Raw genomic sequence first — 13,140 nt, 5'->3', positions numbered from 1 at the left:
CAAAAGCCCCTCTGCTCTCGGTGGACCTCATGCCCGCGAGAGTGGGCCTCATTTCCCGTGAAGGTGGACTTCTTTCCCCGTGCAGATGGACTTGTGGCTACGAAATTTACATCAAACCAGAAAGTGTGTTTTGGATGGTCGGGCGGCAGCGGTGCGTGCTTCAGATACGGGTCGGGATTGGAGAAGAAATATCCCTCCGGCTCGTCATGCTCCTGCTGCTCCCATTCCTCGATCTCTGCCAAAAGCTCCGGGGCGATTTCATGCTCAAATGGTTTCTTTTTGCTCATAAGTGCCTCCTAAAAATGTGTAAAGATTAGTGTTCGATTTCCTGCTTTTTCTGCCGTGTAACGGTGTTCTGTCGTTCCTGCTCATGGATGACCTGCTCCACCTTGTATTTGATCTGCCAGAGCTTTTTCACCTCCGCATGGATGGGAGAAAGCTCCGCTTGCCCGGTCTTGTATTCCTGTTCCAGACGGTCACGATCCCTGCGCCATGCGGAGATGGGCAGTTTGCCCTCCTTGAAATGCGGCTTCAATTTGCGCTCTGCCATGTGATACAGGCGGAGTGCGTTTTCATTTTCAGACATGAGCTGCTCCCGCTTGCCTTTCCATTTGATAGTCGCTAACTTGTCGGCAACGGGCTTGCCATCGGTGTAAAACTGCACCATGCGGAGAAGCTCGTCCAACTCTTTCATGCGGTCAGATTTGCCACGCATGGAGTTTTTCAAAGTGTCGATGCGGTCACTCAGCACAGACACACGCTCCTGCAATTCTTCGGGCGTTGTCAGCTTGTTCTGCATGAGATAATTGACGATCTCATTGAACTCCTTGAGATTGCCGATCTTCGCTTTCTGGCTCCAAGCTCCTGCGTTGCGGTTGGTGTAATACTCGCTGAGAAGCTGCGCCAGATTGGGAGATTGCGGATTGCTCAATTCCTCATGGGCTTCTTTCAGCCAGTCAAGCAGCGCAGAGATTTTCTTTTTCAGATTGCGGATCAGATCGTTGGTCGCCTTGATCCAGCGGTTGAGATCGCCCTTGTTGGTGCGGATGCCCTTTGATTCCATTGTCCGGACAGTCACGCCCTCATGGACGGTGGGGAGTTGGTCGATGCCCTGTCGCTCATAGCTGCGGTGGTCGATCCGGCATTCCAATTCCTTTTCCGCAAACTTCTGATTGCAAAGGTCAGCCCACGCTTGCCGCCAATGCTCCAAGGTGTCGGGACTGCCCCAGTCGGTGGTCGGCACAGCGTTAAACACATAGTTTCCTGCTTCGTCCCGGATGCGCTCACCATGCTCGTCCAACAGATATTCCCGCCGCTGCTTGTTGCCCCATCTGCCGTGTTCATCCAGAGGACGGATAGGACACATGACATGGAAGTGGGGATTGGAAATGCCGCCGTCCTCCTTGTCGGGAGAGTGAACGGCGAAGTCCACCACCATGCCCCGGCTCACAAACTGCTCCAATAAAAATTGCCTTGCAAGCTCGATGTTCTCCTGCACGGAAAACTCGTTCTGCAAAGCAATGTCGAAGCTGTACGCAAGCTGCGCTTTCTTTCCCCGTTCCGCTTTCTCCACCTCGTTCCAGAGCGTTTCCCGGTCAGAGAAAGAGTGTGGGGCATTAGGCGGCAGCAGAATTTCCGAACAGATCACGCCGCCCTTTTTGGTGTAGTCGCTGTCCTCGCCGTAGTATTCGCTGTGCAGCTTTTCGCCGGAGCGATAGGCGGCAGATGCAATAGCGGATTGTCCTGCGCTGCGTTTGATTTGTGTCACATGGAAATGATATAGTGCGATACTCAACACCTCCCTTTCTGTTTAGCCCGGTTGTGTTCGTTGACTGCTTCCATAAGCAAGCCCTTGACCTCCGGGATGACAAGCGCTTTTTCCGCAAAGGTGTAAAACTCGGTTTCGGTCAAAACTTTTGTCAGCGGTGCGACGCTTTCAATGGCTGCGCCACGGGTGATAAGGTGGTGCGCCCGCTTGCGCCGATCTCCTTTTTCGTAGTAGGTGATACGGTTTTCAAGCTGCTGCTTTTTGTGTTGGAGCTGCGAGAGTTTGCGTTCATTTTCCGCTTTCTCTGCTTCCAGTTCGGGGATGGTTTTCTGTTTTGCCATAGTGCATGACCTCCTTTTGATGGGATGGATAGGATAGAAAAAGACCGCCTACCGAAAATCGGTAAACGGTCATGGGTACATATTCAAAACTTTGTGAGTGGTGCTGTTTGCGTCAGCAAATTGCGCCAATCGCAAAGTCCGCAGGGATAGCCGCAAAGCGGCGCAAGGGGTGCAGCCCCTTGTACGGAACGGAGTGACGCAAAACAGCCCGGACTTTCAAGTGCCCGGGCTGTCTGCCTCGCAGAGCGCACATACATGGCTTTCCCCTGTATAGAAGTGCGCCCTTTGTTCCAAAGGGATTTTTAGCTTTCTTTATACCAACCGAGCTTATCAAGCAATTGAGTCAATTCTTTGAGATATCTTTTTGCTGTAGCATCATCTAAACTTGGATTTGGCTCGTACTTTTCAATGTCAGATGTACGACATAAATACTCTGGGTGCCAAAATGCCTTACAGAGTTCCTAGATTCTTTCTTCATCTTGATTACTGGTCTTGGTACAAATCAAATGATATTTTTCCTTGTTTTCTTTTGCATATATGCGTCGAAGAACATCGCGAAAAGCAGTGATGGTATCTTTTTGCATACCGATTTTTCATCTACTTCCAATCACTTTCTGCTTTTCATAATCTGATCGTACTCTTCTTGTGTAAGGATGCCATCTCGCAACTGCTCATCATAGATTGAGGTTTGTTTTTCTGCCTGTGCCTGTATTTTTGCCGCCTCGCTATTTGTATCCTTAGTATCAAAAACGCTACCACCACTTGATTTCTGAGAATAAACAAATGCAGCAATTAAAATTGCCAGATTTAGATTTGTTAATGCGCTTGCGCTAAAACCATATTGCATGGAGGTAATAATATTTACGGTTACATAACCAATGTAAACAATGCCAAGACCATTCAGCACCTTGCCACGTTTTTTCTGTCGTAAGGCAAAAACGCCCATGATAGTCAGAACTATGGCAATACCGCACAGAAAAGATGCGGAATAAAGGCAAGCGTGGTAAAATATAGGCATGGATAAGCAAGTAAGTCTGTCTGGCCTGAGGGATGAATTGGCGCAGGTACGGACAAAGAAAAAAGAATTTCTATCGCAGATAGAACGCATCGTCCCGTGGGGAGAGTGGCTCACACTCATCAGGCCGTACTACTACAAGGGGGAACGCGGCAATAAGCCCTACGATCTGGAGCGGATGCTGAGGATCTATCTGCTGCAAAACCTGTATGATCTGGCGGACGAAGCAACAGTGGCTGAGGTCATAGACAGCCGAGCCTTTTCGGAGTTCTGCGGAGTGGACTCCAGCAACCAGGTGCCGGACGGAGATACACTGGGGCGTTTTCGGAATCTGCTGATACGCAATGGGCTGCAGGAGAAGCTGTTCCGCCAGGTAGTGGAGCTTTTGCAGCAAAGAGGACTTATCCTCAAAAAAGGGACCATTGTGGACTCCACGATCATTGCAGCGCCATCCTCCACAAAAAATCAGGGAAAGCAGCGGGACCCGGACGCGCATCAGGTGAAGAAGGGAAACACATGGCACTTCGGCTACAAGGCGCACGTTGGAGTGGACAAGGATACCGGTCTGGTCCACACCGTTGAGGTGACTGGGGCCAATACCCATGATGTCGTTATGACCTCCAAGCTGCTGACCGGTGACGAAGAAAGTGTCTATGGAGACAGCGGGTATCTTGGTGCGGACAAACGGGAGGATAGCATCCGAAGGAATCGCCAGGGAAGGCGCATCCGCTACAGGATTAACCGCCGCCCTTCTCAAATCAGGAAGAAACCAACCAGGGCACAGGGCCAACTCAAGCGCAGAGAGCACGAAAAGTCATCTATTCGCGCTAAAGTGGAACACGTATTTGCGGTCGTCAAGGGTCGGTTCCGATACCGAAAGACACGGTACCGGGGCCTGCGGAAGCAGACCGCTAAATTGAATATGCTGTTCGCTTTGGCGAACCTGATCTTAGCTGACAGGCCCTGCCTGGCAGTCTGAGTTGGTGCGCCCTGCCAGGCGAACTGAGGGGATAATACTGGCTGCCATACAGACGAGCTTACTATGGCTCTCCCTATACGCTATTTGTGCGGTGTTGCCCTATAATTCCGTAAAGGTTCATCACCAAATAAATGGGATTGATGTAAAACAAATAGCCTCCCACGGCCTGAGAAATAATGCTCCAGACTCCATTGAAAGCTCGCCAAAGGAAGATAATTCCTGCTGCAATATTTATTATTTTGTTATTTGCCTTCATGATTATTTCTCCATGGCCCACAGATTTTTAGCAGTAAATTTAGCAGTATAGTTCTTTCCGGGTTTACAGCAGTCAATGCAAATGCCATTCAAAGGAATATCCTGACCTAAGCCATACATCGGAAGAACCAATTGGGCTGTTCCGCACAATTGATCACCATCATAAATTTTTGCAATAATAGTTCCGTCAACAACAGCAGGAACATCATCGAAAATTTTGAATTTGGGATCAAGCGTTGCAGATGTACAGACCATGGCTGCGCCTGTTTCAGAGACCAAAACATCTGTATTGCTAAAAGAAATCTTTTTCATCAGTTCGGCAGCAGGCTCATCAGATACCAGTTTCAGCTTGAAGCTCTCGATTTCTTTCATTATTTCATCCGCATTTCTGCGGTTCCCTTGCGCAGAATTTGTCATAAACATATAACCAGGGAGCGCAGCTTGACGGCGTTTCTCGTTTTCTGCTCTAATCTGTATATTCTGCATTTGAATATCAACCGCCGTTGAAACACCTGCACCAAACCCTGCAATACCATCGGCAATACCGCCCCATGTTGCCCAGTCTCGCTCTTTTTGTTGTCCACTACGCATGAGCATCTCTGCGTATTGGTCTTGGCTTTTAGCTTCTTTTCTCAATTCGGCGGCTCGATCTGTAAGCATTGCAATTCTTTTGGCTTTGCCTGTAAGGTCAGAGTATTTATTGAGGCGCTCGAACTCTTTCCGCTCTTCTGCACGCTTTTCCTCAAGACGATTAAGCACGAACCGTTGGCTGACCACTTTATGTCCATTCAGTCCCTGTTTGTATAATTCTTCAATTCCATTCGGGTATTTCAAGTTGTATTTGTCAGCCAAAAGCTGCGCCCTTTGTTTGTTCTTGGGCTTTGAAAAATCATCTGCTTCCGAAAGCACACATTCAACAAAAAAGCGGTCTAACATGGTAGCTCCAATAACTTCTGCTTGTTTCTGAGCAGCTTCCTTCTTCGTCGCAGCATTCTTTTTGTTGTCAAGCACAAACATCAAAATTACAGCTGCGATACCCAAGAAACCTAAAGCTACCATGCCAGGCGAGCCGTTAGGCATATCACGTGCAGGATTTCCTCCAATTCCAATGCACGCACCGGCCACAATCAGAATTGCGCCCTGTCCCATAAGTTTGCCTTTTACACCGGATTGCCAGCCAACGACGAGCATAAAGCAACCAACAAGTAAGGCACCCATACCAATATACGTCATCATATCAGATACCTCCTCGCTATTATCTGTATTTGGTCAGCATTTCGCTTATCCAAGCGTTTTGTTGTTTTACTCGTTCCTTTTTTGCAGAAGCTGCTTGCATACGATTTTGACAGGCACTTCTTGCTGCACCGGCTAAGGCACCGCCAGTAACAGTAGACATGGCAAACGCTTCAGCACTAATATCTGCCTCTAACTTTTTAATTTCTTCCTGAGCTATTTCGTTTTGCTGACGAAGTTCAGAAAGCAATTGCTCTTTTAAAGTCATTCTCTTTCCCTCCAAATATTTTTCAAATGTGTACTTTTGCAAATTAGAGCATCAAATTATAATTTATATTATTTTACCACAAAATGTATGATTTCTCAAGGTGTTGAGTCGAACATTTTCGACGATAATTGTAATTTTTCTGTGTTTTGCAAACGTACACCTTTACAAATTCAGGGCATGATTTGTTTAAGCCACATTTTCAAATTTTCTTACCTTTCCGTAGAATGTACCAATCGGCATATTGCAGGCTTACGCTGCTTGTTTCAGGGTTATTTTCTTACTGCGCCATGCTTTGTGTACTTCATAGAAATTGTCCAGCAAGGGTAGGGGCGGTCTACCGAATTTAATGCCTTGTGCTTTGGCAACAGCAATTCCCTCGGCTTGGCGCTGTTTGATGTTTGTACGCTCGTTTTTTGCCACAAAGGACAGCACTTGCAGCACAATATCGGAAAGGAATGTTCCCATTAGGTCTTTTCCCCGGCGGGTGTCCAACAGCGGCATATCCAACACCACAATGTCAACGCCTTTTTCTTTCGTGAGAATCCGCCATTGCTGTAAAATTTCCTCATAGTTTCGTCCAAGACGGTCGATGATCTTGATATAGGGCAGATCGTCTTTTTTCAATTTCCGCAACATTTTCTTGTACTGCGGACGGTTGAAATCTTTGCCTGACTGCTTATCTACATAGATGTTTTGTAGATTAACACCAACCTCTTTCAAGGCAATCTGCTGTCGATCCTCTTTCTGATCCTTGCTGCTCACACGGATATATCCATATACACTCAAATTGAAATCCTCCTGTTCGTTAATTCTTCAATAGGCGTTCACCCCTTCATTGTCTTATATTTTACAGCGTTCCAATGCCGTTTTTCTTCGCCCACTCACTCGCCGCCTGTCTCCGTTCCTCGCTATACGGCGCAGTCAGACGGAAGCTCAATCTGCCTTTCTCAATCTCAAAGGTCAGACCGCCTTGTTCGTTATCGTCAATCTGGCGACAACATTGCGGATGTTCTTTTGCAAATGCTGTCAGTCGCTTTTTCAGATCGGTGTTGTGGGTCTGCACCTCGATCATGCTGCCGTACTCGTCAAAATAGATAGCTGTGGTCTTTTCTTTCTTGGTAAGCCCTGTTCTCATAAAACCTCCTGTTTTTCGCAAATTTTTCTCGGCTCTTGAATTGGGAAAGTAATGCGATTTTTTGATAGAAACACTCCAAACGATGCGGAGTATGTTTCGGTTCTCGCTATTGGCTGATTTGCCACTTTCTCGGCTCTTGACCGTGTTTTCATGCTTTTCGATTTGTGTGGCTTTTCAGCCATTCTACAAGCTCATTTTTCATCACCAGCTTGCGTCCGCCAATCCGCAAAGTCGGAAAATCCGGGTCATTCAAAAGGTTGTATGCGCCCGCTTTGGAAATCTGCAACGCCTGTGCAAGCTGCTTTGCATCCATCACATCGGGCATAGTTTCAAACGGCTCTTTGCTCATAAAAATCTCCTTTCCTGCACGAAAAAGCAGCAGTCACCATTTCGGTAACTGCTGCTCATCAATTTATAGCTTAAGAGTAGTGTTTTCTTCTCTGCTCATCACAGTAGGACAGAAACTTTTCTATTTTTTCCTCGTTTCTAACTGTCATGTTACAAAGTTTTGCTAAATGCTTTTTCTTATCAAATTCTTCACGGGTATATACGCCGCAAAGCTCCACACTGGTGTTTTCTGGCCAAATATCATTGATAATCCTGTTCTGAGGAAATCACTCATAATGTGTTGACCTTCAAAACGCTCATCCATGACCACATGAATATCATAGGAACCCATTCGATATATCCCGCCGACTTTGATCCCCCTTTTGACAAGGACGATTAGCTCCTCCTGTTCGTAAGTAATTCCGCCGTTAGCATTTCTTCTGAACTTCTTATTGAACAAATAGGCATTACCGGGAATGAGTTCTTCGCCATCTCGTATGTTACAACGGCGAATCAAATCAAGAATATCATCATTTGTCATTTAATGCCCTCGCTTCCCGGAAAAATTGTCCAAGTATTTCCCATATTCGGCGGTCACATACTCCTCATAATCGTTTGCGATCTTGGCGATCCGCTTATGGACTGCGCTGGCGGTCTTGTAGCCAACCTTGTCTGCGATCTCCTGCTCGGTGTAACCCTCCATTCGCAGCTTCAATATCTCCCGATCTTTCTCCGTGATAGTACTTTCTGCAAAGGAAGCAATCTGCATTTCGGATATGACAGAGTTTTCAAATTCACTGCGAGGATCTGCCACATCGAAAATGTCCCCGTCCTCGCTCTCCATCATTTCGTCCAGAGAGATCGGCTTGCCGGAACGGTTGTGATGCCACTTTCGCATGAAGTCGGTCTTGACGGTGCTGCGTGTAGTTTCGTAGTCCTCTACGGTGCGGTTTTCCCAGATTGCATCAATAACAGGCTGCCATTCCTGTTCTGCAACCACCATATCGGTGACATTGCCGATCAGATTGCTGAACTGCTGATAGGTCAGCCACGGCACTTCCACGCCCTGCGGGATGCTGTAAAGGTTTTGGAAGCCAAGCCCGTTCTGCTCAAACTTCATTCGGATGTAGGGGATAATGCTGTACGACAAACGCCACAAAGGGAAATATCCTGCGTACTGCGTCCAGTTGCCGGGGATGTCACGATAATTGCCCTTGCGGTCTTTCACTTGGAAAAACTGCCATGCGCTCCATGCGTAGCAGTCCCACACAAGCAGCTTGAACATATCGTCACATACGATGTGGTCATACTTGTCCGTCCGTAGCACCTCATAGGGGCAGCGGGGCAGATCGTATGCGGGTTTCCACTTTTCTGCAAGCTCTCTCGGCAAGCTGTAAAACAGGGTCAGCCATGATTTATCGCTGTCCTGCGGTATCTCGATGATCTCACCAGGCAATACCACAATGAAACCTTTCGGGCTTTTCCGCTTTTCCATAAGCGTCACCTCCAATCGTTTTGAAATAGCCCTCTACTATATATGGCATGAGAAAGGCTGAATTGTTCCAATGTTTCCAAAATTTTTTGAGATTTTTTGAAAAAATCTCGGAATGGAAAGGGTAGAAAAGATATGAGTAAATTATACACGAAAAATGTGAATAAATCTATTGCTTCCACGCATAGGCAAAAAAATAACGGGTACTCGGCTTTCACCGAATACCCGTTATCTCGTTTACCAACCCCGTCTGACAGATGCCATAATCGTAATTTCTGGAATTACTTTCTTATGAGCACCCGTGTAAAGCCCCGGGCCGTTTTTCTTCAGATGTCCGGATCAGATCTCAGCCGGATCGGAAGTCTCCTCCATCTCAATGGAGAGGATCTCGTCCTCCGCCGCTCCCATGTCCTCCGCATCGGCCTCCCGGCCCTCCGCATCCTGGCCATGGCTATGATCGTGGTCACAGCAGCAGCATTCATCCTCGATCTTGTCATACTTCCGGTAGGCGGCCAGGCCGGAACCGGCGGGGATGAGCTTGCCGATGATGACGTTCTCCTTCAGTCCCACCAGGTGGTCCACCTTGCCCTTGATGGCGGCCTCGGTCAGGACCTTGGTGGTCTCCTGGAAGGAGGCGGCGGACAGGAAGGACTCGGTAGCCAGGCTGGCCTTGGTAATGCCCATCAGCAGGCGGGTGGCGGTGGGGAGCCGCAGCTCCAGACCGTCGTTGGTCTCGCCGGCGTCGATGCGGGCCTGAACGGCGGCCTTGGCGTCCTCGAACTCGATGAGCTCGATGGTGGAGCCGGTAAGCAGGTTGGAATCGCCGGCGTCCTCCACCCGGACCTTGCGCATCATCTGGCGGCAGATGACCTCGATATGCTTGTCGTTGATGTCAACGCCCTGCTGGCGGTAGGGCTTCTGGACCTCGCGGATCAGATAGTCGTACACCGCGTGCACGCCCCGGATGCGGATGACGTCCTGGGGATAGAGGGCGCCGTCGGTGAGGGCAAAGCCCTTCTCCACCGTGTCGCCGTCCTTGACCCGAATGCCGGCGCTGTAAGGCAGGGAGTAGGTGACGGTCTCGCCGTCGTCGGCGGTGATGGTCACGTTGGCCAGGGCATTGCGCTTGGTCTCCTCAATGGTCACGCGGCCGCCCACCTCGGCCAGCTGGGCCATCTTCTTGGGACGGCGGGACTCGAAGAGCTCCTCAACACGGGGAAGACCCTGGGTGATATCGCCGCCGGCCACGCCGCCGGTGTGGAAGGTACGCATGGTGAGCTGGGTGCCGGGCTCGCCGATGGACTGGGCGGCGATGATGCCCACGGCCTCGCCGGGGCCCACTTCCTCGCCGATGGCCAGGTTGATGCCGTAGCACTTGGAGCACACGCCGCTGCGGGAGCGGCAGGTGAGGACGGAGCGGATCTTGACGGCGTGGATGCCGTGCTCCTCCAGCATCTTGGCGTCGTCGGGCACCATCATGCGGTCCTTGGAGATAAGCACCTCGCCGGTGGCGGGATCGCAGACGTCCTCCACGGGATAGCGGCCCTTCAGGCGCTCGCCGAAGGTCTCGATGACCTGGCCGTTCTCGCTGATCTCGCTGACCATAATACCGTCATCGGTGCCGCAGTCGTGCTCCCGGATGATGACCTCCTGGGACACGTCCACCAGACGGCGGGTCAGGTAGCCCGAGTCGGCGGTACGCAGGGCGGTATCGGCCATGCCCTTACGGGCGCCCCGGCTGGAGATGAAGTACTCCAGGACGGACAGGCCTTCACGGAAGTTGGACTTGATGGGGATCTCGATGGTGCGGCCGGAGGTATCGGCCATCAGGCCGCGCATGCCGGCCAGCTGACGGATCTGGGCGGAGGAGCCGCGGGCGCCGGAGTCGGCCATCATCCAGATGGGGTTGTACCGGTCCAGACCCTCCATCAGGGCGTTGGACACGTCGCCGGTGGTCTTTTCCCAGGCGGACACCACCAAACGGTAGCGCTCGTCGTTGGTCAGGAAGCCCCGGCGGTACTGCCGCTCGATCTTCACGACCTCCTTCTCGGTATCGGCGATCATGCCGTACTTCTTCTCGGGGATGGTCATGTCGTAGATGGAGACGGTGAGGGAGCCGCGGGTAGAGAACTTGTAGCCCTTGGCCTTGATCACGTCCAGCACCCGGGCGGACTCGGTGAAGCCGTGCTTGGTGATGCACTTGTCGATGATCTTGCCCAGCTGCTTCTTGCCGGTGATGAAGTTGATCTCGGGCTCGAACATGGTCTCGGGATCGCTGCGGTCCACGAAGCCCAGGTCCTGAGGGATGCCCTCGTTGAAGATCAGGCGGCCCACGGTGGTGCGCACCAGCTTGTGGCGCATCTCGCCGTTCACCTCGCAGTAGCGGCGGACCATGATGGGCACATGGAGCTCCAGCTCGCCCTCGTCATAGGCCAGGCGGGCCTCGGTATCGCTGCCGTAGGAGGGCAGGCACTCCCGGGGCAGCTCGCCCTCGGGGGTGTGGGCCGCGATATCGGCCATGGTGGGGATATCGTCCAGGCTGCCGGGGTTCTTAACCCACACCAGCTGGTCGGGGGCCACCTCGCCGGCCTCCAGAGCGGCCCTGACGGCGGCACAGTCGTCATAGGTCTCGCCGGGGGTGTGGGCGGGGTAGCGCTCGAAGGTCAGGTAGTAGGAACCCAGCACCATATCCTGGGTGGGCACGGTGACGGGGCCGCCGTCCTGGGGCCGCAGCAGGTTGTTGGCCGAGAGCATGAGCACCCGGGCCTCGGTCTGGGCCTCGGCGGACAGGGGGACGTGGACGGCCATCTGGTCGCCGTCGAAGTCGGCGTTGAAGGCGGTACACACCAGAGGATGGAGCTTGATGGCCCGGCCCTCCACCAGCACCGGCTCAAAGGCCTGGATGCCCAGGCGGTGCAGGGTGGGCGCGCGGTTGAGCATGACGGGGTGCTCCTTGATGACGAACTCCAGGGCGTCCCACACCTCGGCCTTGCCCTTGTCCACCATCTTCTTGGCGGACTTGATGTTGTTGGCGGCGCCGTCCTCCACCAGCTTCTTCATGACGAAGGGACGGAAGAGCTCGATGGCCATCTCCTTAGGCAGGCCGCACTGGTAGATCTTCAGCTCGGGGCCCACCACAATGACGGAGCGGCCGGAGTAGTCCACGCGCTTGCCCAGCAGGTTCTGGCGGAAGCGGCCCTGCTTGCCCTTCAGGAAATCGGACAGGGACTTGAGGGCCCGGTTGTTGGCGCCGGTGACGGCGCGGCCCCGGCGGCCGTTGTCGATAAGGGCGTCCACCGCCTCCTGGAGCATGCGCTTCTCGTTGCACACGATGATGTTGGGCGCGCCCATCTCCTGGAGCTTCTTCAGGCGGTTGTTGCGGTTGATGACCCGGCGGTACAGGTCGTTCAGGTCGGAGGTGGCGAAGCGGCCGCCGTCCAGCTGCACCATGGGGCGCAGCTCGGGGGGCAGCACGGGCAGCACGTCGATGACCATCCACTCAGGCTTGTTGCCCGAGAGGCGGAAAGCGTCCACCACCTCAAGGCGCTTGACGATACGGGCCTTCTTCTGGCCGGAGGCGTCCTTCAGCTCGGCGTGGAGCTGCTCGGACAGGGTATCCAGCCCGTGGAAGGTGTCCAGCTCGGCCTTGACAGACTCCAGCTCAGTGCGCTCACTCTCCTGCAGGGCGCCCCGGCGCTCCTTGCGCTCCAGCTCGTCGCAGCGGTCCATCAGGGCGATCTTGCGGCTGCTGTCCTCAGGGGAGAGGCCCACGGTAGCCAGCAGCTGCTTCACGGCCTCGGCGCCCATGCCGGCCTGGAAGTCGTCCTCGTACTTCTCCCGCATGTCGCGGTACTCCTTGTCGGAGAGGATCTGGTTCTTGGCCAGGGGGGTAAAGCCGGGGTCGGTGACGATATAGCTGGCGAAGTAGAGCACCTTCTCCAGGATACGGGGGCTGATGTCCAGCAGCAGGCCCATCCGGGAGGGGATACCCTTGAAATACCAGATGTGGGACACGGGGGCGGCCAGCTCGATGTGGCCCATGCGCTCCCGGCGGACCTTGGCCCGGGTGACCTCCACGCCGCAGCGGTCGCAGATCTTGCCCTTGTAGCGGATCTTCTTATATTTGCCGCAGTGGCACTCCCAGTCCTTGGTGGGGCCAAAGATACGCTCGCAGTAGAGGCCGTCCTTCTCCGGCTTCAGGGTGCGGTAGTTGATGGTCTCAGGCTTGGTGACCTCGCCATAGGACCACTCGCGGATCTTCTCCGGGGAGGCGATGCCAATCTGGATGGCTTCAAATTCAGCGTAACTCATAGTTTGATCGTTCCTC

At 52.6% G+C, this 13,140-nt stretch carries 13 protein-coding genes; 1 reads left to right on the top strand and 12 read right to left on the bottom strand.

The annotated features are described in order from the left end of the window. The 4 genes from ACTNBZ_RS01575 to ACTNBZ_RS01560 all read right to left on the bottom strand — a co-directional run. Positions 1 to 287, bottom strand: a 287-nt coding sequence (locus ACTNBZ_RS01575; protein ID WP_441207880.1) for a hypothetical protein, incomplete at its 3' end; no start/stop codon positions are given. Between the two features lie 26 nt (positions 288 to 313). Further along, on the bottom strand, positions 314 to 1,789 hold the full coding sequence (mobQ, locus tag ACTNBZ_RS01570) for a MobQ family relaxase (RefSeq protein ID WP_441207890.1): 1,476 nt from the start codon (positions 1,787 to 1,789) through the stop codon (positions 314 to 316). Between the two features lie 2 nt (positions 1,790 to 1,791). Next, on the bottom strand, positions 1,792 to 2,109 hold the full coding sequence (locus tag ACTNBZ_RS01565) for a DUF3847 domain-containing protein (protein ID WP_441207879.1): 318 nt from the start codon (positions 2,107 to 2,109) through the stop codon (positions 1,792 to 1,794). Between the two features lie 607 nt (positions 2,110 to 2,716). Next, a complete protein-coding gene (locus ACTNBZ_RS01560; RefSeq protein WP_441207878.1) occupies positions 2,717 to 3,055 on the bottom strand; it encodes a hypothetical protein in 339 nt (112 codons plus the stop codon). A 70-nt stretch (positions 3,056 to 3,125) separates the two neighbouring features. On the opposite strand from ACTNBZ_RS01560, the gene ACTNBZ_RS01555 reads away from it, so the two are divergent. Beyond that, positions 3,126 to 4,103, top strand: a complete 978-nt coding sequence (locus tag ACTNBZ_RS01555; protein WP_441207877.1) for an IS5 family transposase — start codon at positions 3,126 to 3,128, stop codon at positions 4,101 to 4,103. Positions 4,104 to 4,361: 258 nt separating this feature from the next. Here ACTNBZ_RS01555 and ACTNBZ_RS01550 read toward each other — a convergent pair whose 3' ends face one another. From ACTNBZ_RS01550 to rpoC, 8 genes are all read right to left on the bottom strand, one after another. Further along, positions 4,362 to 5,594, bottom strand: a complete 1,233-nt coding sequence (locus tag ACTNBZ_RS01550) for a hypothetical protein (protein ID WP_441207876.1) — start codon at positions 5,592 to 5,594, stop codon at positions 4,362 to 4,364. 19 nt (positions 5,595 to 5,613) lie between these two features. Further along, complete coding sequence (locus ACTNBZ_RS01545; RefSeq protein WP_441207875.1) at positions 5,614 to 5,859, bottom strand: hypothetical protein; 246 nt, start codon at positions 5,857 to 5,859, stop codon at positions 5,614 to 5,616. 249 nt (positions 5,860 to 6,108) lie between these two features. Beyond that, positions 6,109 to 6,645 (bottom strand): recombinase family protein, encoded by a 537-nt coding sequence (locus tag ACTNBZ_RS01540; RefSeq protein ID WP_441207874.1) that lies wholly within the window; start codon positions 6,643 to 6,645, stop codon positions 6,109 to 6,111. A gap of 61 nt (positions 6,646 to 6,706) precedes the next feature. Beyond that, positions 6,707 to 6,994, bottom strand: coding sequence for a hypothetical protein (locus tag ACTNBZ_RS01535; RefSeq protein ID WP_441207873.1), 288 nt, complete (start codon positions 6,992 to 6,994; stop codon positions 6,707 to 6,709). Between the two features lie 148 nt (positions 6,995 to 7,142). Beyond that, the gene (locus tag ACTNBZ_RS01530) at positions 7,143 to 7,343 is read right to left on the bottom strand and encodes a helix-turn-helix domain-containing protein (RefSeq protein WP_441207872.1); all 201 of its coding nucleotides are present in this window, start codon (positions 7,341 to 7,343) and stop codon (positions 7,143 to 7,145) included. 162 nt (positions 7,344 to 7,505) lie between these two features. Beyond that, a complete protein-coding gene (locus ACTNBZ_RS01525) occupies positions 7,506 to 7,862 on the bottom strand; it encodes a hypothetical protein (RefSeq protein WP_441207871.1) in 357 nt (118 codons plus the stop codon). Further along, complete coding sequence (locus ACTNBZ_RS01520; protein WP_441207870.1) at positions 7,863 to 8,816, bottom strand: hypothetical protein; 954 nt, start codon at positions 8,814 to 8,816, stop codon at positions 7,863 to 7,865. Positions 8,817 to 9,152: 336 nt separating this feature from the next. After that, complete coding sequence (gene rpoC / locus ACTNBZ_RS01515) at positions 9,153 to 13,124, bottom strand: DNA-directed RNA polymerase subunit beta' (protein WP_441207869.1); 3,972 nt, start codon at positions 13,122 to 13,124, stop codon at positions 9,153 to 9,155. Positions 13,125 to 13,140 lie beyond the last annotated feature (16 nt).

Source organism: Pseudoflavonifractor sp. HCP28S3_F10 (assembly GCF_052065415.1).
In the GTDB taxonomy this organism is placed as follows: Bacteria; Bacillota; Clostridia; order Oscillospirales; family Oscillospiraceae; genus Pseudoflavonifractor_A.
The sequence above is the reverse complement of the archived record's forward strand: the minus strand, read 5'-3'. Positions and strand labels throughout refer to the sequence as shown.